General features: G+C 32.1%; 20 protein-coding genes, 8 tRNA genes and 1 riboswitch. Of the genes, 7 read left to right on the top strand and 21 right to left on the bottom strand.

The genetic code is table 11. The features are described 5' to 3' along the window. The 3 genes from M4L39_RS12045 to M4L39_RS12035 form a co-directional block, all read right to left on the bottom strand. On the bottom strand, positions 1–450 hold the full coding sequence (locus tag M4L39_RS12045) for a hypothetical protein (RefSeq protein WP_277582228.1): 450 nt from the start codon (positions 448–450) through the stop codon (positions 1–3). A 120-nt stretch (positions 451–570) separates the two neighbouring features. Beyond that, on the bottom strand, positions 571–1,206 hold the full coding sequence (locus tag M4L39_RS12040) for a pentapeptide repeat-containing protein (RefSeq protein WP_277582227.1): 636 nt from the start codon (positions 1,204–1,206) through the stop codon (positions 571–573). A 194-nt stretch (positions 1,207–1,400) separates the two neighbouring features. Next, positions 1,401–2,114 carry a transaldolase gene (locus M4L39_RS12035; RefSeq protein ID WP_057512490.1) on the bottom strand — a complete coding sequence of 238 codons (714 nt, stop codon included), beginning with the start codon at positions 2,112–2,114 and terminating at the stop codon, positions 1,401–1,403. Between the two features lie 283 nt (positions 2,115–2,397). Here M4L39_RS12035 and M4L39_RS12030 point away from each other — a divergent pair, with 283 nt between their 5' ends. The 3 genes from M4L39_RS12030 (at position 2,398) to M4L39_RS12020 (ending at position 3,491) form a co-directional block, all read left to right on the top strand. Beyond that, on the top strand, positions 2,398–2,703 hold the full coding sequence (locus M4L39_RS12030; protein WP_277582226.1) for a hypothetical protein: 306 nt from the start codon (positions 2,398–2,400) through the stop codon (positions 2,701–2,703). Positions 2,704–2,772: 69 nt separating this feature from the next. Further along, a complete protein-coding gene (gene crcB / locus M4L39_RS12025) occupies positions 2,773–3,138 on the top strand; it encodes a fluoride efflux transporter CrcB (RefSeq protein WP_277582225.1) in 366 nt (121 codons plus the stop codon). Beyond that, positions 3,135–3,491, top strand: a complete 357-nt coding sequence (locus M4L39_RS12020) for a fluoride efflux transporter FluC (protein WP_277582224.1) — start codon at positions 3,135–3,137, stop codon at positions 3,489–3,491. The genes crcB and M4L39_RS12020 overlap by 4 nt, the downstream gene beginning before the upstream one ends. 196 nt (positions 3,492–3,687) lie before the next feature. Here the strand turns inward: M4L39_RS12020 and M4L39_RS12015 are convergent, their stop codons facing one another. The 3 genes from M4L39_RS12015 to metK all read right to left on the bottom strand — a co-directional run bounded on the left by M4L39_RS12015 (position 3,688) and on the right by metK (position 6,921). Next, positions 3,688–4,524, bottom strand: coding sequence for an aldo/keto reductase (locus M4L39_RS12015; protein WP_277582223.1), 837 nt, complete (start codon positions 4,522–4,524; stop codon positions 3,688–3,690). A 196-nt stretch (positions 4,525–4,720) separates the two neighbouring features. Next, entirely contained in the window at positions 4,721–5,629 is a 909-nt protein-coding gene (locus tag M4L39_RS12010; protein WP_277582222.1) for a nuclease-related domain-containing protein, read from the bottom strand. A 95-nt stretch (positions 5,630–5,724) separates the two neighbouring features. After that, the gene (metK, locus tag M4L39_RS12005; RefSeq protein ID WP_277582221.1) at positions 5,725–6,921 is read right to left on the bottom strand and encodes a methionine adenosyltransferase; all 1,197 of its coding nucleotides are present in this window, start codon (positions 6,919–6,921) and stop codon (positions 5,725–5,727) included. A gap of 109 nt (positions 6,922–7,030) precedes the next feature. Beyond that, positions 7,031–7,142: riboswitch (SAM riboswitch) on the bottom strand. Positions 7,143–7,308: 166 nt separating this feature from the next. Between metK and pckA the strand changes: the two genes are divergently transcribed. Continuing rightward, entirely contained in the window at positions 7,309–8,898 is a 1,590-nt protein-coding gene (pckA, locus tag M4L39_RS12000) for a phosphoenolpyruvate carboxykinase (ATP) (RefSeq protein WP_277582220.1), read from the top strand. 52 nt (positions 8,899–8,950) lie between these two features. On the opposite strand, the gene M4L39_RS11995 is transcribed toward pckA, so the two are convergent. Beyond that, positions 8,951–9,745, bottom strand: a complete 795-nt coding sequence (locus tag M4L39_RS11995; RefSeq protein WP_277582219.1) for an alpha/beta hydrolase family protein — start codon at positions 9,743–9,745, stop codon at positions 8,951–8,953. Next, complete coding sequence (gene ytkD / locus M4L39_RS11990) at positions 9,729–10,205, bottom strand: RNA deprotection pyrophosphohydrolase (RefSeq protein WP_277582218.1); 477 nt, start codon at positions 10,203–10,205, stop codon at positions 9,729–9,731. Before ytkD ends, M4L39_RS11995 begins: the two co-directional genes overlap by 17 nt. Before the next feature lie 62 nt (positions 10,206–10,267). On the opposite strand from ytkD, the gene yidD reads away from it, so the two are divergent. Next, on the top strand, positions 10,268–10,504 hold the full coding sequence (gene yidD / locus M4L39_RS11985) for a membrane protein insertion efficiency factor YidD (RefSeq protein WP_277582217.1): 237 nt from the start codon (positions 10,268–10,270) through the stop codon (positions 10,502–10,504). Here yidD and menC read toward each other — a convergent pair. Then, positions 10,501–11,505: an o-succinylbenzoate synthase gene (gene menC / locus M4L39_RS11980; RefSeq protein ID WP_277582216.1), complete on the bottom strand. Its 1,005-nt coding sequence runs from the start codon at positions 11,503–11,505 to the stop codon at positions 10,501–10,503. The two genes, yidD and menC, sit on opposite strands and share 4 nt — an antisense overlap. A 13-nt stretch (positions 11,506–11,518) precedes the next feature. Further along, entirely contained in the window at positions 11,519–12,907 is a 1,389-nt protein-coding gene (gene menE / locus M4L39_RS11975) for an o-succinylbenzoate--CoA ligase (protein ID WP_277582215.1), read from the bottom strand. A 274-nt stretch (positions 12,908–13,181) separates the two neighbouring features. Between menE and M4L39_RS11970 the strand changes: the two genes are divergently transcribed. After that, complete coding sequence (locus tag M4L39_RS11970; protein ID WP_277582214.1) at positions 13,182–14,183, top strand: glycosyltransferase family 2 protein; 1,002 nt, start codon at positions 13,182–13,184, stop codon at positions 14,181–14,183. Between the two features lie 768 nt (positions 14,184–14,951). Beyond that, the gene (locus M4L39_RS11965) at positions 14,952–15,515 is read left to right on the top strand and encodes a PepSY domain-containing protein (protein WP_277582213.1); all 564 of its coding nucleotides are present in this window, start codon (positions 14,952–14,954) and stop codon (positions 15,513–15,515) included. 73 nt (positions 15,516–15,588) lie between these two features. Here the strand turns inward: M4L39_RS11965 and M4L39_RS11960 are convergent, their stop codons facing one another. The 11 genes from M4L39_RS11960 to hemY form a co-directional block, all read right to left on the bottom strand. Next, the gene (locus M4L39_RS11960) at positions 15,589–16,029 is read right to left on the bottom strand and encodes a carboxymuconolactone decarboxylase family protein (protein WP_277582212.1); all 441 of its coding nucleotides are present in this window, start codon (positions 16,027–16,029) and stop codon (positions 15,589–15,591) included. Between the two features lie 218 nt (positions 16,030–16,247). Further along, positions 16,248–16,336 (bottom strand) — tRNA-Ser (locus M4L39_RS11955). 45 nt (positions 16,337–16,381) lie between these two features. Then, positions 16,382–16,453, bottom strand: a tRNA-Glu gene (locus tag M4L39_RS11950). Between the two features lie 3 nt (positions 16,454–16,456). Then, a tRNA-Asn gene (locus M4L39_RS11945) sits at positions 16,457–16,531 on the bottom strand. A 10-nt stretch (positions 16,532–16,541) separates the two neighbouring features. Then, positions 16,542–16,615, bottom strand: a tRNA-Gly gene (locus tag M4L39_RS11940). 13 nt (positions 16,616–16,628) lie between these two features. Next, positions 16,629–16,704: transfer RNA gene (locus M4L39_RS11935), tRNA-His, on the bottom strand. Between the two features lie 21 nt (positions 16,705–16,725). Continuing rightward, positions 16,726–16,798 (bottom strand) — tRNA-Phe (locus M4L39_RS11930). A 10-nt stretch (positions 16,799–16,808) separates the two neighbouring features. After that, positions 16,809–16,884: transfer RNA gene (locus M4L39_RS11925), tRNA-Asp, on the bottom strand. Between the two features lie 12 nt (positions 16,885–16,896). Further along, positions 16,897–16,968 (bottom strand) — tRNA-Met (locus M4L39_RS11920). Between the two features lie 375 nt (positions 16,969–17,343). Beyond that, on the bottom strand, positions 17,344–17,901 hold the full coding sequence (locus M4L39_RS11915; protein ID WP_277582211.1) for an RBBP9/YdeN family alpha/beta hydrolase: 558 nt from the start codon (positions 17,899–17,901) through the stop codon (positions 17,344–17,346). A 192-nt stretch (positions 17,902–18,093) separates the two neighbouring features. Then, complete coding sequence (hemY, locus tag M4L39_RS11910) at positions 18,094–19,488, bottom strand: protoporphyrinogen oxidase (RefSeq protein ID WP_277582210.1); 1,395 nt, start codon at positions 19,486–19,488, stop codon at positions 18,094–18,096. Positions 19,489–19,491 lie beyond the last annotated feature (3 nt).

The following is a 19,491-nucleotide window of genomic DNA, read 5'->3' as shown; positions in this document are numbered from 1 at the left end:
CTATAAAGCCTTATTATGCTTATATTCTAATAGTTTTTTCGTAAAATAGGCAGTTACAATTTTGATTAAATATAAACTGACAATCAATAGCAAAATTGAGCCAATCAAAGTCAAAATAACGGTAGTAGTAGATAATTCCACTTCAGGTTTAATAAAGTATTGAACAGATGATAGACTCGTCAGAAACCCAAATAAAAATAAGCCTAATAACACGATATAAGTGATTAAAATACCTATAAGTAATGTAAATAATTGTGTTGATGATACAACTTTCTCTCTAAAGACATATTCTTTTAAAAATTGGTTAGAAAATGCAATAGGACGATTAAAACTTTTTCCGTCACTTGACTCAGTAACTTTCTCTAATACTTCATTCAATTGATTTTTCTCTTTCTTATTTAAAAACCATAATTGCTTTTTCACTTTTTGTTTAAAGATATTTAGTTTCATAAATGTTTCTCCTTTAGAACTTCCACAGTGCTATTTACTTATTAAATAATAAATCAATTATTCGGGTTATTCAATTAAATTCAAAAACTTTTTAAATATTTATATTAATTTTAATTTTATCTAATCTACGATAACTAAGCCCATTAATGCAGCAAATTGTACAGCTTGATTTCTAGAAACTTTGCAACCTAATAAGTCTTCTTTGTTAACCACAAATGACTCAAAATAAGATTGGCTTAAATCACAATCTTTTAATGGGGTTTGGTAAATCGATAAATGCTCTAAATTACTATCGTCAAAAACTACCTTTTTCAAAGTTGAATTATGAAATTCAGCATTTTCAAAGTTACTCTTTTGTGTCACCATTACTTCTATCTTAGAATCCACAACACTTATAAAATCAGCTTTCACTTCATCAAACACTATATTTCCAAACTTCATGTAATTAAATAAAGTTCCAGTCATACGACAGCTTTTAAATGTCACTCTATGTATGGAACCATGATCCATTTTCGTATTCGAAAAATCACAATTTTCAAAAATAACATCTGTGAAATCAGCACGACCTAAATCAGAGTTAGAAAAATCACAATCCTTGATATAAGAACCATAAACTACAAATCGTTCTAAAACTTTATTACTTAAATTAGCATTTTGTATTTTCGCAACTTCAACTATATCATCTTCATCTCGAAAGATTTCTTCTAATTCTTTAAGTTCTAAATTTGTACCTATTTTAGGTTGTTGTATTTTCATAAATAACCTTCCCCTCTTATCATTCATAGTTTAATCGAACAAGTTAGTATATGTATTTTAAATTTAAGACCTCAACAGTATAACAGATATCTGAGCATCCTAAGCTTATGCTCAATATAAAAGCTGAGACAACTCATTTAGAATGAATTGCCTCAGCTTTTTATTATTTGAAATTTAAATTTCTTAATTTATTATTAAAGAATAGATAATCCTGAACTTTGAATATCTTTAGCAAACCCTTGTACTGTATCAACTGATAATTCGTTAACATCACGGCCAAGGTTGTTATTAACTTTTTTAACAACGTCTGCAGGACATGTAATAATATCCGCGCCAACTTCATCCGCTTGGATTACATTGATTACTTCACGACAACTTGCCCAAAGTAATTTAACGCCTTTTTTACTATGTGTTACTTCTGCTGCATCTTTCATCAATGGAACTGGATCTACACCTGTATCAGCAATACGGCCAGCAAATACTGATACATAAGTTGGAACACCTTCTGTTACAGCTTCTGTAATTTCTTTAACTTGATCTAAAGTATAAACAGCAGTTACATTTAAACGCACATTGTCTGCTGATAATTTTTTAATTAGAGAAATAGTTGATTCACCTTTTGTGTTTACAACTGGAATTTTAACAAATACGTTTTCACCATATTGTTTCAAAATCTCAGCTTCTTTTTCCATTGTTTCTAAATCATCTGCGAATACTTCGAATGAAATAGAAGCATCAGGAATTTCACGAACAGCTTCTTCTGCGAAAGCTTTATAGTCTGTTACACCTGCTTTTGCCATTAAACTAGGGTTAGTAGTAAAACCATCTACTTGTTTATTTTTATAAGCTGTTTTCATTTCTTCAATATCTGCACCATCTGCAAACACTTCAACATTTAATTTTGCCATTACTAATTCCTCCTGACTTAAATAAATAATTCAATAAAGAATTATTTTTATAACGGTTATTAACCATACAACTCATTTATACCACCATTAATCACTAAATTCTAATTTTTTGCTTAAATTGTCAAAATCTTTAGAGTAAAAAGAAACCTTAAGCGTACTTGAAGCTCTATACAGTTATGATTTACTATAAATCTAAATATATATATATTATAAATTTACAAATTAGTTAATTTTTTGTAAATCTATGGTATTATTATTTAATGAATTGTACTAGGAGGTAAATATGGCACGTTCAAAACTTTATTTTTATTTATCTAGTTTATTGGTTATTATTAGCTTGTATTTTAATACTAGAAATCCTCTAATTACTATGCATTTTAGTTCAATGATCAAATTAATTTTTGTTTGTAGTATTATTAACGCTATTATTTTAATAATTTCAATTATTTTTGCAGATAAATCAATTAAACACTTACATGAAAATTCTGGTTGGGTTAGAAAACCAAGTAAAATATTACCTTATGTGATATTAGTAGTGCTTATCATTCATATTATTGCTTCACTATCAACGTTTGGTATTATTTTCTAATTAATGCTACAAAAGTTATAATACTTTTGTAGTTTTTTTATTTTTTTGTCGAGAGGAAGAATAAAAACAATGCAGTACTTATATATTTTTATAGGCGGTGCGGTTGGTGCATTATTAAGATATCTATTAACATACATTAATCACACTACTGAATTCCCGACTGGCACATTTATTGCTAATATTTTTGGTGCTTTTTTAATGGGACTTATTGGAACAATGGCTATAAAGTATTTTAGAAATAATCCATTACTCAAAAAAGGTATAACGACTGGATTTTTAGGAGCATTCACTACTTTCTCTACTTTTCAATTTGAACTTGTTTCATTTTTAGAACAACAGGCGTATTTATTAATGGTTTTGTATGCTTTAAGTAGTTATATATTAGGTATTATCGTCTGTTCTATCGGCGTGAGAATGGGGGCACGTTTATCATGACACAATTGCTGTTAGTTATGTTAGGTGGTGGTCTCGGAGCTGTAATCAGAGGATTTGTTACTAACGTTTGCGCTCGCAGTTTTGACAGTAAGTTACCTATTGCGACGCCAATTGTTAATATATTGGGAAGTTTAATAATCGGTTTATTGATGGGTATGACATTAAATATATATTGGATTCATCCTTTTGTAATTGTCGGTGTCCTCGGAGGATTAACTACTTTTTCTACTTTGTCTTCAGAGTTAGTCAATTTACTAACATCCGAAAAGAACATATTCAACTTTTTAATTTATTCTTCACTACAATACGGCGTTGCATTTTTAGCCTGTTTATTAGGATATATCATTATTTAAATAATTTATTGAATTTTAGATGCAGATAGATACAACACAAATTAATGACTCTAATCACCATCTATATTATAAAATTGTTAATCATTTACCTTCAAAATTGAAAGATTTAAAAAGCATCAATTTATTAGTAAAACTAATAGATTGATGCTTTTAATTTAAGAATGGCATATTTATGAGCATTCTACTTCTTTTAATACTAGTGTCCACTATATTCAGATGGATCTGGTCCTATTCTTCTATCTTCGTTTAGTTTATCTAATTGTTCAATTTGTACTGATGTTAATTGGAAATCAAATACATTTAAATTTTCTTCTATTCTAGAAGGCGTAACTGATTTAGGTATTACTACAACACCATGTTCTATGTTCCAACGAATAATCACTTGGGCTGGTGATTTTCCTAATTCAGAGGCAACACTTTTTACAGTATCATCTTCTAAAATTTGTGCATTCATGAGTGGTGACCACGATTCCATATGAATATTTTGTACTTCTAAATATCTTCTTAATGATTCTTGTAATAAATATGGGTGGAATTCAACTTGATTTATTACGGGTTTAATAGAAACTTGGGCTAACAGCGCTTCAAAATGCTCCGTTTTAAAATTACTTACCCCAATATTTTTCACTCTGTCATTCTTATATAAATCTTCCATACCTTGCCAAGTATCTATCATTAAAGCCTCATCTGTACCTGGCCAATGCATGAGATACAAGTCTAGGTAATCTAATCCAAGTTTATTTAAACTCGTTTCATAAGCATCAGCAACATGTTCACGGCCATAATCTACTAACCATAATTTAGATGTGATAAACAAATCACTTCTATGCTTACCTGTATTCGCTAACCCTTCTGCGATACCTTCCCCTACTTTTTCTTCGTTTTCATATACCATTGCCGTATCGATATGTGTATAACCACTTTCTATCGCATGTTTTACTGACGCTTTACATTCGTCACTGTTTTCGACACGAAACGTACCTAAACCAACAATTGGCATTTCATTGCCATTATAAAAAGTTACATGTTCCAAATTAAAATCCCCTTTTCTATTTAGATAACTATTATATTAATCAATTTCCTTTAAATTATAAATTAAAAGGACTTTAATTAATATAATAATCTTGAATTACCCATTAAACACATTAATCATGTATTTAAAAATCCAACAAAAAAACAGATAGATAACCTATATGGCTACCTATCCGTTTTTAAATTAAGTATTTTCCTTAATTAAATGTTTCTATTTCATCCATAACACGTTGTAAATCTTCAACATTGTATTGAATGCGACCATGGAATACAAATTTATTAAAGAACTCATCAAGTTGCTCAGCACCCACTAGCACCTTAGTATTTGAACTTTGTGCATAATTTGAAATCGTTACAGCACCTTCGTTTTTAGGATTGAAGTACAAAATAGTAGTTGGTGTGAATTTTAAATTAAGTTCTGTTTGAATATCACCGGCAAGTTTTTCTATTTCATTTAAGTGCGATGTATAATTTACAAACGATAATGATTGCGCATCTTCATTTTGATCTAACACAAGTGTTTGTGGCGTGTGTTTATCAAGATCTAAAGTATTAAATACCTGCTCCATCATTGGTTGTTCTTTGAATTGGGCTGCACTAACGCCATTATATACATGCCCTTTCAATAACTGTGAATCTATAATGTATAGACCTGTACGAGTCAATACTAAATGACTAATACGTTGAACATCACTAAATTCATTTCTAGGTAAAAATATATTAGCCATAATATGCATATCTTCAGGACGAATTCTTTTTTCATTTACAAGACGTTCACGGATACCAATCAATCTCATATCAGTTACATATTCACTATGGTTTTTAGAAAATAATTTCAAGGCATCAATTTCTCTGTCTTTAGAACTAACTGTAGCTGCATATTCTTCCTTTTGTTTCGTTACTGTTTTTTTATTTTCTATTCTTTCCTTTTCCAACTCTTCTTCATGTTCATCGCTTAATTTTTGTTCTCTAGATTTATATTGCTCTTCAGCTTTTTTTTGCGCTTTCTTTTTACTTTTTAAAGCAAGCATAAATAATATCAAACAAATGACTGCTACGATGATTGCCACAATCAAACCAATTTCTATTGGTCCTAATGAATTCATAACAAAAACGCTCCTTTATGTGTTCAGTAACTTAATTATAATAGATAATAGCTCATCATTCGATAGAAAAGTCCATAAAATTAAATTTTAGCTTATTATACTTCTACAGAATCTTTTAATAAGTTTACTTTATCTAATTTTTCCCATGGCAATAAGATATCTGTACGGCCAAAATGACCATAAGCAGCTGTTTGTTTATATATTGGATGTTTTAAATCTAACATTTTAATTATGCCGGCAGGTCTTAAGTCAAAATGCGTGCGTACCGCTTCTACTAATTCATTTTCACTTACGCTACTTGTCCCAAACGTATCAATAGAAATTGAAACTGGTTCAGCAACCCCAATTGCATATGCTAATTGCACTTCACATTTGTCCGCTAAATTAGCCGCTACAATATTTTTCGCTACATAACGTGCAGCATAAGCAGCAGAACGGTCAACTTTTGTTGGATCCTTACCACTGAAACAACCGCCACCATGACGAGCATATCCACCATATGTGTCTACAATAATTTTACGACCTGTAAGTCCAGCATCTCCTTGTGGACCACCAATAACAAAACGACCAGTAGGATTAATATAAAATTTAGTTTCTTCATCTAAAAGATCTTCAGGCACTGTCGGGTAAATAACATGTGCTTTAATATCATCTTGAATTTGTTGTAATTCAGTATCTTCCGCATGTTGTGTAGAAACAACGATAGTATCAATACGTTGTGGTTTATCTTGTTCATCATATTCAACCGTTACTTGTACTTTCCCATCTGGACGTAAATATTTTAATATCTCATCTTTACGCACATCAGATAATTTCTTAGCGAGTTGATGTGATAAGAAAATCGGTAACGGCATATACGTATCCGTTTCATTCGTAGCATAACCAAACATCAACCCTTGGTCGCCAGCACCAGTTGCTTCAATTTCTTCTTCAGAAACATCATTACGATACTCTAATGCAGTGTCAACACCTTGCGCGATATCAGGAGATTGCTCATCAATGGCAGTTAATACGGCCATAGTTTGACTGTCATAACCATATTTTGCACGTGTGTAACCAATCTCTTTAATTGTTTCTCTTACTACTTTTGGAATATCAACATATGTCGTTGTAGATATTTCACCTGAAATTAACGCCATACCAGTAGTTACCGTAGTTTCACAAGCGACCCTTGCATTAGGATCATCTTTTAATATCTCATCTAATATTGCATCAGACACTTGATCCGCTATTTTGTCCGGGTGCCCTTCTGTTACAGATTCTGAAGTGAATAATCTTCTATTGTATGTCATAATTTGCTCCTTTAGTTTTAAATTACGAAAATTCTCTCTCTGTTGAGCTCATTAAAAAAGGCCTTCATCACTATATTAAATAGAGAGAAGGCCCTTATACGTCCATTCGCTCTTATCGTTCAGACGATATATGTCTGCAAACGGTTTGGCACCTTTCTTCAATTAAGAAGAGGTTGCTGGGCTTCATTGGGTCCATGTCCCTCCGCCACTCAGGATAAGAGAATCCGTTAAGTCCTATAGTACCTAATCTATGATATATTGTCAATTTAACATTTACTTATATTTCTTTAAAATTCCTTTTAATATGATGTGGACTATTAACTCATATGTGTTATACTCTTTAATTGTAAAGGCTTACATTAACTAAATAGCGTTGGAGGGATTAGTATGGCGGTAGATACATACACATACACAAGCAAGATTGAAAGTATATTGGACAAACCATCATCATTATTTCAATTATCTACAACACAGTTGTATAACAAAATTTTAAATAATGATGAGGGTGCACTAACTGAACTAGGAGCAATTAACGCTAAAACAGGTAAATACACAGGTCGTTCTCCAAAAGATAAGTTTATTGTAAATGAACCATCCTATAGAGATGACATCGATTGGGGTAATATAAATCAACCTATCGAAGAAGAAACTTTCTTAAATTTGTATGATAAAGTTTTAGCTCATTTAAACAAAAAAGATGAACTTTATGTATTTAATGGTTATGCAGGTAGTGATGAGGATTCACAATTAAAACTCACTGTAATTAATGAGTTGGCTTGGCATAATTTATTCGCACAAAATATGTTCATTCGCCCAAGCACTAAAGAAGAAGCTAGTGAAATTAAATCTGATTTCACTATTGTTTCAGCACCTTCTTTTAAAGCAGTTCCTGAAGTTGACGGCACAAACTCCGAAACATTTATAATTACCTCTTTTAAGCATAAAGTGATATTGATTGGTGGCACTGAATACGCTGGAGAAATGAAAAAAGGAATCTTCTCAGTAATGAACTATTTACTCCCTAAAGATAAAATCATGAGCATGCACTGTTCGGCTAATGTTGGCGATAAAGGTGATGTTGCATTGTTCTTCGGTTTATCTGGTACAGGTAAAACAACACTTTCTGCTGATCCAACACGCAAACTGATTGGTGATGATGAGCATGGATGGAATGAAAATGGCATTTTCAATATTGAAGGTGGCTGTTATGCAAAAGCAATTAACCTTTCATATAAAAAAGAACCACAAATATACGACGCAATTAAATATGGTACAATTTTAGAAAACGTAGTTGTCGACGAAGATGGTGATGTAGACTTCGATGATAACTACTACACTGAAAATACAAGAGCTGCTTATCCAATCGATCATATTGATAATATCGTTACTCCATCTAAAGCAGCACACCCGAATACAATTATTTTCTTAACTGCTGATGCTTTTGGTGTATTACCACCTATTTCTAAACTATCTAAAGATCAAGCAATGTACCATTTCCTTAGTGGTTTCACAGCTAAATTAGCTGGTACAGAACGTGGTGTTACAGAGCCAGAACCATCATTCTCAACTTGTTTCGGTTCACCATTCTTACCTCTCAACGCAAAAGTTTATGCAGACCTATTAGGAAATTTAATTGATAAACATGATGTCGATGTTTATCTAGTTAATACAGGTTGGACTGGCGGCCAATATGGGCTCGGACGTCGTATCAGCCTTAACTACACAAGACAAATGGTAAACCAAGCTATTACTGGGCAATTAAGTGATATTGAATACATGCAAGATGACATGTTCGGATTAGATATCCCAGTAGAAATTGAAGGTGTTCCACAAACATTGCTAAACCCTATTAATGCTTGGAGTAAGCCAGAAGCATATAGAGAGCAAGCTCAAGATTTAATTAACCGTTTTAAACATAATTTTGAAAAATTCGGTACAGAAGTAGAAGATTTAGCCAACAATGGTGGTTTCAAATAATTTAAAACAATACCAAAGGCATGAACTACGAAAGAATTGTAGTTCATGCCTTTTATTGTTCATTATAGTTTTGTTTAATATGCTTACTTTCAACATCTGCCATCCATTGTTTGATTGTAAATAATGTTGCTTGTAACGCAAAGGGTCTAGGAATATGTCCTTCTTCTATTTGATAAAATGTGCGATAAGTTGTGCCTATACGGCCCAATTGTTCCGCTAAATAATATGCTTGGTGAATACCAACTTGATAATCTTTTCCACCGTGTACTATTAAAATCGGTGGGCTATTCTCAGTAATTTGGGAGACTGCATCTCGTTTCCTATATGCATCAACGTTCTTTTTAGGATGACCAATCATACGTTTAAGCATGCCTCTTAAATCAACTCGCTCTTCATACATTAAATATATATCAGAGACACCGCCCCATATAATATAACTGGATATTGGTAAATCTTGAAATGTTAATAGTCCTTGTAAACCGCCTCTAGAAAATCCAACCATATGAATATGTACTTCTGGATACATTTGGTTTAACATTCTAATAGCAACAGTAACATCGTTTAAGTCGTCGCCATAAAATGCATCTTTTCCTTCACTGCCATTATTTCCGCGATAATACGGGCCAAATACTAATGTATGCTTATCTGCAAATTGCATTAAACGTCCTGTACGTACCATACCGACTTGCCCTTTTCCACCACGTAAATAAATTACAATTCTTTTAACATCTTCTTTAGGCGCCATTAAGAGACCACGAACTTTTAACGCGTCGACGTTATATGTGACTTCTTCAAAAAAATGCGCTGGTGCTTCAACTGGCATACGTTTTCTATGAATAAAATCCAAGCTCCATCACTCTCTCTAAACATTGTAAAATTGCTGCGTCTTTCAATAAGTAGCTTTTGCGTTCTTCTGGAATATCATACACGTTATTATAAAACACAGGGCCATTTGTTTCTAAGTAATCACTTTGTTGCTCTATATCTTTAACGACAACCATAAATACATCTTTAGTAAAGCTTATTCCATTTTGTCTTTCTACACGATATTGCGCAATATAATTACACTGCTTTATCGTTGCACCTGTTTCTTCGAATAACTCTCTAGCTGCTGCTACTTCACTGGATTCTCCTACTTCTTTTTTGCCACCGGGGAACTCTATGCCTCTCAATTTATGATTGGTAAACAGCAACTGTCCTTGAAATACAGGGATAATCAGGACATGATTACCATCAGCATGATCTCCGCCATTTTTATAGGATAAAAACACATCATCATTTTCGCTATCTTTAAACTTCACGTTCATCCTTCTCCCTTTAATTATGTTAAACTATCTATGCTAAGTTATTTGTTGGAGGCAAAATTATAATGAAGACATTGTTCCTAGGACTCATACGTATTTATCAACGGTTCATTTCGCCAATGACACCTGCCACATGTCGTTTCTATCCTACTTGCTCTGAATATACAAGAGAAGCGATACAAGTCTATGGTGCATTTAAAGGTACGTGGTTAGGTGTTAAACGAATTTCAAAATGTCATCCACTTCATAAAGGTGGTTTTGACCCAGTACCATTAAAGAAAAAGGAAAATAAAAAAGATTAATATACGTGCTTTAATTGTGCTGTATTAACTACGGGAGGTTCAAAATATATTGAATCTCCTTTTAATATGCCTGCATTATTTACTATATCATTTTTAAAATAATAACCTTCTGGTGTGATATCGCTTGGATAATCAGCGTATTGAGCTAGTAATGCAGTGAAATATCTACTTAATCCATATTCATACATACCCCCGATAACAATTTTGATATCTTTCGGTTTTAAAACGTTAATGATTTCTAATACTTTATCTATCCCACCTAGTCTAAATGGTTTCAACACAACTACATCAATAGGGCTATGATCGATAATTTTCATAATTTCATCTTGAGATAATGCTTTTTCATCAATTGCAATTGGTGGTAATTCTGACTTAGTAACACACTCTAGTTTTTCTAATGACTTAAAAGGTTCTTCTATATAGAGTAACGATTTATTAGCAAGTTGTTTTAACTTGTGTGACTCATCATCTTGAATAGATTCATTTGCATCTATTGCAATATTAGGTTGAAAATCTAATTGTTCTAACGTTTCAATATTTTGTAGTATATGCTGTGACCATTTTATTTTAACACGTTGCGGTTGTGTATCTGCAAGTTGCTTTAAATTCCCTTCAGTCAAACCACTTACCGTCGCACCATAAGGAACATTAAATGAATACATTTCATAAAACATTTGATAGAAAGCCATCACCAGCATACTTCTAGTAGCTGGATATGCCGTCAAACCTTCTAATGTTGCTTGTGCCTTTTCAAAATGACTAAACGTGTCATTTTGGTATTGTTCAATCCATTTCTCTGTTTGTTGACGCACAACTTCTATCGTTTCTGTCGAATACCAATCCGTCTCAAAAGCATTACATTCTCCAAAATAATGTTGTTCCGTATCAGTGATCAATTCAATGATTAATGCCTTTCGACAAATCAATTTAATTTTCGGCGTCACAATAGGATATTTAAAATTAGCATTATATTCGTATAATTTCACTGCCTGTAATTTCATATGCACCTCGTATTTAAAGTTTCAAACGGTTTCTCTGTAGCTTCCCTGTTGACGTATAAGGTAATGCTTCAACACGTTCAAATTGCTTAGGTATTTTATATTTTGCTAAGTTTTGACTAAAATACTCTAATAATTGTGTCTCAGATATCGTTACATTCGCAACGTAATATAAATATGGGACTTCTCCCCACGTAGTATCTTCTACACCGACACACATCGCATCTTCTATGCCATTATAATTTTTAGCTACTGACTCAATTTGATAAGGATAGATATTTTCTCCACCACTGATTATCAAATCTTTTCTGCGATCATAAACCATGACATAACCTTCGTCATCTATTTCTGCAATATCACCAGTATTAAAATAACCTGCTTCAAAGATATCTTGCTTATTTTCAGGGTATAGGTAACCTTGCATAACATTATCACCTTTGATTAACAATTCACCATGACCTAGTGAATTTGGAGCTTTAATTTTTACATCAACATTTTCACTCGGTTTACCTACTGTATCATAACGGTGTGATAACATCTCCGGAGATGCAGTTAAAAACTGTGAACACGTTTCTGTCATACCGAAAGAATTATATATTGGCAATCTACTTTGAAGTGCTTGATCAATCAGAGAACTTGAGAGTTTCGCGCCACCAAGTAATATTTTTTGAACATGATAAGGTTGGTCAAATCCTTTATCCATTAACCACTTCAATGTCTGTGGCACAAGTGACACATGTGTGGGTAATTCTTCTTTTATAATATTTAACATATTAACAGAATTAAATTTAGATGCTATACGAACTGTAAAACCTTCAATTAACGCTCTTAATATTACGCTTAATCCTGAAATATGATAGATAGGCAATACCGATAGCCATTTAGTATTTTGATCAAATCCAAGACTTTCTTTACAGCCACTTGCGCTTGCATAGTGATTGCTAAATGTCTGTGGCACAGCTTTTTGAGGTCCCGTTGTCCCTGATGTAAACATAATAGAGGCAATACGCTCTATTGAAAATGACGCTTCAAATTGATTATCATCCAAATGAGTCCATAAGTTTTCATAATTAAGTATCTGAATGCCTTCTAATTGTATCGGCTCTCGCGCTATCACAGTATCAACTTCAATTGATGCCATTTGTGCAAGCATTTCCTTTTTAGTCAGCCGCGTATTTAACATAGCTATTTCAATACCAGCTAACCATGCTGCATTAATTAAAATGACAGACGCTATCGAATTATCGATATATAATCCAATTCTTCGCTTATCTAATTGTTTTAATTGATAAGCTAATACCGAAGCATATTGATATGTCTCTTTAAATGAAATTTGCTTTGTTCCATCATCTATAAACACCTTTTTTCCATTTAGTTCTGCTTGTTTTTTCAACCAAAATTCCACGCCTACATTCCTCCATCTCATGTTATATTATAACGCTTTTATTATTATTTAACATGGTCCAAATATTCGCTTTAACTTTATGACTACGCAAAGGTTTTATAAGTTAAATTTTCAGTCATATATCATATTTTTAAATGTTTGTTTTTATTTCAAATAGCTTTTGAATTTTCATACATCTATTTTTTTACATTTGCAGTTATATTTTTACACTTTTTTAAATCTTATTCCATCTCATATTTAACTTTGCTATTTTAGTTTAAAGGAGTGATTTCTTATGAAAAAGGTTAGTGTGATCATGCCTACATATAATAACGGGAAGATGATTTCTCGTACTATCGATTCAATTCTAAATCAAACTATGAGCCAAAAAGATTTTGAATTAATAATTATAGATGATCATTCAAATGATATTGAAACTATAGAAACTATTAAAGCATATTGGGTTAATTATAACCATTTAATAAAATTTAAAAAATTAAATAAAAACACAGGAAGCGCGAGTGCCCCAAGAAATAAAGGCATAAGCATGAGTAATTCAGAGTACATTTTCTTCTTAGATTCTGATGATTACTTGCACGAAAGAGCGTTAGAGGACCTATACACTTATGGAAAAGAAAATAATAGTGATTTAATCATTGGTAAGTATGGTGTTGAAGGAGAAGGTAGAGGTGTTCCGAAAGCAGTGTTTGAGAATGGTAATGTGCCAAAAGCGGATATTCTAGAAAACAGTTTATTTTATGCACTTTCAGTTTTAAAAATGTTTAAAAGTAATGTTATACATAAAAATAAAATTCGTTTTAAAACAAATGCTAAAACTGCGGAGGATCAACTTTTCACTATAGAATTCCTTATGAATTCAGAAAATTATTCTATTAAAACTGATTATGAATACTACATTGTTGTGAATGATTTCTCAACAAAAAATCATCTATCTACTAAGAAAAGCACACCGAAACAATACTTTTCTACTATAAGCAATATCTATAACACTATATATTGCAGTAAAGTATACAAAAATAGTATACTCCGAGACAAATTTGCAGCGAAGTATACGACAAGGTTATTTAGACATGGACAGAATAAGCATTTTTCAATTAGCAAAATGAGTTATAAAGAGAAAAAAGAATGGCTTAAATATTTATCAAAAGCCATAAATGAAATTCCTAGAACAGCAGATACATATGTAACGCCTATATTTAATTTGAAATTGGAAGCTATTCGTCAAAATAACCTGTTGGCTCTGATGACTGCAGATAAAATATTAAAAGGTGGTTAAAGATATAATTGGAAAACTTTAATTATAAAAATAGACATTACTTAGCATTGAAGCAAGAAGATTTAAAACTAAACAAAGAAAAAATTGTAGTATGGAGTGACTTTCTATTTTCCAAAAAAAATCTCATTAAAGAACATTAAATTAGGTAATGTCTATAAAGCAAAATATTTTTTCAAACGCAATAATGGACATACATATTTATCTCTATACGATAATAAAAATAAATGGATTGGGTATTTTAATAAAAGAGATGTTACTGACTTAACACCAACTTACTTTAATAAAAAAGTAAAGGTTTCAGAAAAAACTTCCCTATATGAAACAACCTTTATTTTGATAATCAAAACAATATAAGCACACATTATTATAATCAAACATTTACCTAAAGTATATTTATACTTTAGGTAATAAAAAACAGTATTATTCTATATATGACACTAAAAATAGATGGATTGGCTATATTGACGTCAATGCTACAAAGCAATAAATATTATTTGTGAAATCACTTACTAATGTATTACGCATTAATCCAATATCAATTTTTAAAATGACCACCTATTCATATAAGTGGTTTATTTTTGTATACTTATACCAATTTCATAAATAGAAAATATATTTAATTTACATTTTTTATTACTCATACTCAAGAATATAAATTTTCCCACGCTAAAATTTCTCAAAAAACTATTTTTTATTTTAAATTATAGTTTAAAAGTATTATTACTGGGTATAGATTAATCAATGAATCATTTATAAGGAGTGTTAAAAATGAAGTTAAAATTGGTGACTGCCGTTGCGCTTTCAGGAATCATGCTTGCAGCATGTGGTAATGGAGATTCCGAGAGCGATACTAAATCTGAAAACTCCAGTAATAAAGACACAGATAAACAAGTTATTACTTTAGATAAAATCAAAACAAGTCCTAAAGATGCTATCAAAAAAGCACAAGATGAATATAGCGGACAAGATTTAAAAGGCATCTCTTATGAAAAGAGTAATGGTGAATGGGCTTATAAAATAGAACAACAAAAAAATGGTGAAGAATCAGAAGTTATCATTTCCGATAAAAACAAAGAGGTTTTAAATAAAGAAACTGAAAAAGAAGATTCAATAAATGAAAATGAAGCCTTTAAGTATAGTGATGCCATCGATTATAAAGATGCTATCAAAAAAGGACAAAAAGAATTTGATGGTGAGATCAAGGAATGGTCACTATCTGAAGACGACGGCAAACTCGTTTACGATTTAGACTTAAAAGATGACAGCACTAAACATGAAATTACAATCGATGCTAAAAGTGGTAAAGTACTAAACAATGAACAAGACGATTAAAATGTACTAAATAATAAAGGAGAATCTATATTAAATTATTGATTCTCCTTTACTATTTCTATAAATTTATGAATTACACGATATGTTTATTACCCATAGAGATAGATAATCTATTCCACATATTAATTTGATTAATGATTAATATTAAATCTGTGTACTCCTCTTCTGTATACGCTTTACGAACTTCGTTAAATAGATCCTCTGTAACGCCATTCACAGTAATATTCGTCACTGCTTCTGCAAGTTTAAAAGCTAATTTATCTTTTACAGAATATATATTTGTTTCATGCCATGCGTTTAATAAATAAATTTCTTCTTCTGATACTTTCATTTTTCTAGCATCTGCAGTATGCATACCAATACAAAAAGCGCAGCCGTTTATTTGAGAGACACGTATTTTAATCAACTCTCGTAACTTTCTATTAATAGATGTTTTCTTTAATTGTTTTTCCAAATCCATTATTAATGCCATTTCTTCTCCAGCAATTTCATAATAATCTATTCTATTTTCCAAGTATGAGCCCCCATAATTATGATTTTCAAGCTTTCTATTTTCTAATTCAGTATAGTTTTTAAGTTTAAAAATCACAATTTCTTTGTTTATCAGCCATATTTTCAAACGCTTCACTATGAAAAAGTAGTTATCTTTTTAATAATTAGACGAAATAAATACCCCCACTACATCAACATTCTAAGGAATGATAAGTAATGAGGGTAATCATAATCACGTAGCGGAGAGTGAGGGATTCGAACCCTCGAGACGCTTGTGACGTCTACACACTTTCCAGGCGTGCTCCTTCGGCCAACTCGGACAACTCTCCAATATAATATAAAAAAACAGAAGCGATATTTCACTTCTGTTTGTATGACCCCGACGGGACTCGAACCCGTGTTACCGCCGTGAAAGGGCGGTGTCTTAACCGCTTGACCACGGGGCCATATGGCTCCACAGGTAGGACTCGAACCTACGACCGATCGGTTAACAGCCGATAGCTCTACCACTGAGCTACTGTGGAATAATTAAAATGGAGCGGGTGATGGGAATCGAACCCACAACATCAGCTTGGAAGGCTGAGGTTTTCCCATTAAACTACACCCGCTTATTAATGATTATGGGGCGGATGATGGGGATCGAACCCACGCGTGTCGGAACCACAATCCGATGTGTTAACCACTTCACCACAACCGCCAAAGTTAATATTTAAAAAAATGGTTCAGGACAGAGTCGAACTGCCGACACATGGAGCTTCAATCCATTGCTCTACCAACTGAGCTACTGAACCATAATGATAATGGCGGTCTCGACGGGAATCGAACCCGCGATCTCCTGCGTGACAGGCAGGCGTGTTAACCGCTACACTACGAGACCTAAAATAAAAAATTGCGGGAGGCGGATTTGAACCACCGACCTTCGGGTTATGAGCCCGACGAGCTACCGCTGCTCCATCCCGCGGTAATAATATTAATGACGCCTACCCAATTAATATACCATAAATCTTTACTTAATGTCAACAACTTTTTAAAAGTAATTTACATTGGCTTAATCAGGAGTTAAAACTTTAATGCGATAATTGATGTTTGCACATCTCCTATCAATCAATACTAACTTAGTATATAAATTCCCGACACTTTAGTCAATAACTTTTATGAACTATTTTGTGTAAAAAAGGAATATAATAATAATATTTTATCTTTAGTTCCTTATTTATACAAAATTCTATTGTTTTCATACTTAAATACTACATTTATAGTAATGTCATTACATTCAGCTTTGTACATTAAAGAACAATAATTAGTTAAATAATGTTCTTCAATGTTAAATAATAAATTACTTACTCATGATACCTTGCATTTTTCCGTGTAAAATTGTGAATGTGGTAAAGCCGTCATCTTCCATAAAATGGCCGCCGTTCTCTGTTACTTTACATACACCATTTAATGTATCCATTAATCTTTTAGTTTCTAAGTATGATACATATTCATCATTTTTAGAACATAAACCATAAAATTGATCTACTTTATTTTTAACAATCTCATAATCGATTGCTTTTGTTTCAGGATCGATGTAGGCATCTATTTCTTCCGCGTCATCCATAAAGCCTGCAACACTAAACAATCCTTCGATGTGGTTTATATTCATTTCTTCTATATACTTTAGTGACGCTAAAGTGCCAAAACCATGTGTTATAAAATACGTTTCATATTTTTTAACAGTGATCTGGTCTTTCATTCTTTCCACCCACTGCTCAAGATTATCATTTTCTTCTACTGGTAAATCAAATAATGTTACATTGTAACCTTCTAAAATAAGATTATTAGCTAACCATTTATACCAATGATTTGTAGCATCTCCAATTTTTGAATGTACAATTATAATATCTGTCATAAATACTCCCCCTGTACAATAGCTCATAATATATTGTTTAATTGCTACTACATACGTTTCTACTACGCTATTTTAATAAGTATCTCACAATTGTTATAAATATTAAATTATCCAACAATTAAAAATATAAAAAAAGCCGCTACTTCGATATAATAACTTATTATATCGAAAAACGACTTTTTAAACTTTCTATTATAGTTCAGCTATTAATTCTTCTACAGCATTTTTGCCTTGTTGAATACAGTCAGGTAACCCTACTGCTTCAAATGAAGCACCAGTAATACGTAGTCTTGGATAACTTGTTCTAATATGTGCTTGTACTTCTTTAATTCGATCTATATGGCCTACATGATACTGTGGCATACTTTTAGGTAATCTATTCACGATGCTAAAATCTGGTGCACCTTTAAATGTCATCATTTGACTCAAATCTTTTTTAACAATATTTACAATTTCCTCATCTGTGTGATCGTCCACGACCGTGTCATTAGGTTTACCTACGTATGCACGAATAAGAACTTTACCTTCTGGCGTTGTAAATGGCCATTTTTTACTTGTCCATGTACATGCAGTGATACTCGTCTCACTTGTACGCGCAATGACAAATCCAGTGCCGTCATATGTATTTTCAATATTTTCCTCATCAAAAGCTAATACAACTGTTGCAACAGTTGTAGAATCCATTGTATTGAAATAGTCAAAGCACGGATCATTGCCAAACCATTGCATAAATGTTTGGTGTGGCGTAGTAACTAAGGCACCATCATATTCAATTTTCGTTTCGGCTGTGACGATTTCATAAGATTTTTGAGCAACGGTGATATCTTGAATAGGCGTGTTAAATTCTATTTTGACACCTTGATTTAATACATATTTTGTTAAAGCCTCTATAAATGAACTCAAACCATGTCTGAATTGCTTGAATTGACCTTTTGGCGCACCTGGGTATAGTTGACGTTGTTTCTGTCGCTGTTCTTTTTCATATCGCATACCTTTAATTAAGCTACCAAATTGTTCTTCTCTATGTTTGAATTCTGGAAAAGTACTCATCAAACTCAAGTCATCTATATTCGTACCGTAAATGCCACCCATTAGAGGTTCTATTAAGTTTTCTAACATTTCATCCCCTAAGCGTTGACGGAAAAATGAACCTACTGAAATATCACGCTTCATTTCTATCGATTTCTTAAATAAATCTAACCCAGCTGTTAATTTACCTGTAGGAGAAATTAATTTTGTCTTTAAAAATGGTTTAATATCAGTTGGTACACCTAAAATTGATCCGCCTGGTATGGGGAATAATTTATTTTTAGCATATATATAAGACTGCCCCGTTTGGTTTGTAATAAGATCATTTTCTAAACCAATCTTTTTAGCAATATCTGTCATTATCTGTTTGCGCCCTAAATAGGATTCTGGCCCAAGTTCGATGGTGTAACCTTCAGTTCTATATGTTTGAATTTTACCACCAGTTCTATTAGATGCTTCATATATAGTGACATCAATGTCAGGTCGTTGTTTTTTAATAAAATATGCACTTGATAAACCTGTAATACCAGCACCAATAATCGCAATACTTTTAGTCAAAAT

The organism is Staphylococcus equorum (assembly GCF_029531845.1).
Classification (GTDB): domain Bacteria; phylum Bacillota; class Bacilli; order Staphylococcales; family Staphylococcaceae; genus Staphylococcus; species Staphylococcus equorum_C.
This window is presented reverse-complemented; position numbering and strand designations above follow the sequence as displayed.

Bases quoted from the DNA above. Each gene is read 5' to 3' on its own strand.
- M4L39_RS12045 (WP_277582228.1), bottom strand. From the start codon at position 450: ATGAAACTAAATATCTTTAAACAAAAAGTGAAAAAGCAATTATGGTTT.
- M4L39_RS12040 (WP_277582227.1), bottom strand. From the start codon at position 1,206: ATGAAAATACAACAACCTAAAATAGGTACAAATTTAGAACTTAAAGAA.
- M4L39_RS12035 (WP_057512490.1), bottom strand. From the start codon at position 2,114: ATGGCAAAATTAAATGTTGAAGTGTTTGCAGATGGTGCAGATATTGAA.
- M4L39_RS12030 (WP_277582226.1), top strand. From the start codon at position 2,398: ATGGCACGTTCAAAACTTTATTTTTATTTATCTAGTTTATTGGTTATT.
- crcB (WP_277582225.1), top strand. From the start codon at position 2,773: ATGCAGTACTTATATATTTTTATAGGCGGTGCGGTTGGTGCATTATTA.
- M4L39_RS12020 (WP_277582224.1), top strand. From the start codon at position 3,135: ATGACACAATTGCTGTTAGTTATGTTAGGTGGTGGTCTCGGAGCTGTA.
- M4L39_RS12010 (WP_277582222.1), bottom strand. From the start codon at position 5,629: ATGAATTCATTAGGACCAATAGAAATTGGTTTGATTGTGGCAATCATC.
- metK (WP_277582221.1), bottom strand. From the start codon at position 6,921: ATGACATACAATAGAAGATTATTCACTTCAGAATCTGTAACAGAAGGG.
- pckA (WP_277582220.1), top strand. From the start codon at position 7,309: ATGGCGGTAGATACATACACATACACAAGCAAGATTGAAAGTATATTG.
- ytkD (WP_277582218.1), bottom strand. From the start codon at position 10,205: ATGAACGTGAAGTTTAAAGATAGCGAAAATGATGATGTGTTTTTATCC.
- yidD (WP_277582217.1), top strand. From the start codon at position 10,268: ATGAAGACATTGTTCCTAGGACTCATACGTATTTATCAACGGTTCATT.
- menC (WP_277582216.1), bottom strand. From the start codon at position 11,505: ATGAAATTACAGGCAGTGAAATTATACGAATATAATGCTAATTTTAAA.
- M4L39_RS11970 (WP_277582214.1), top strand. From the start codon at position 13,182: ATGAAAAAGGTTAGTGTGATCATGCCTACATATAATAACGGGAAGATG.
- M4L39_RS11965 (WP_277582213.1), top strand. From the start codon at position 14,952: ATGAAGTTAAAATTGGTGACTGCCGTTGCGCTTTCAGGAATCATGCTT.
- M4L39_RS11915 (WP_277582211.1), bottom strand. From the start codon at position 17,901: ATGACAGATATTATAATTGTACATTCAAAAATTGGAGATGCTACAAAT.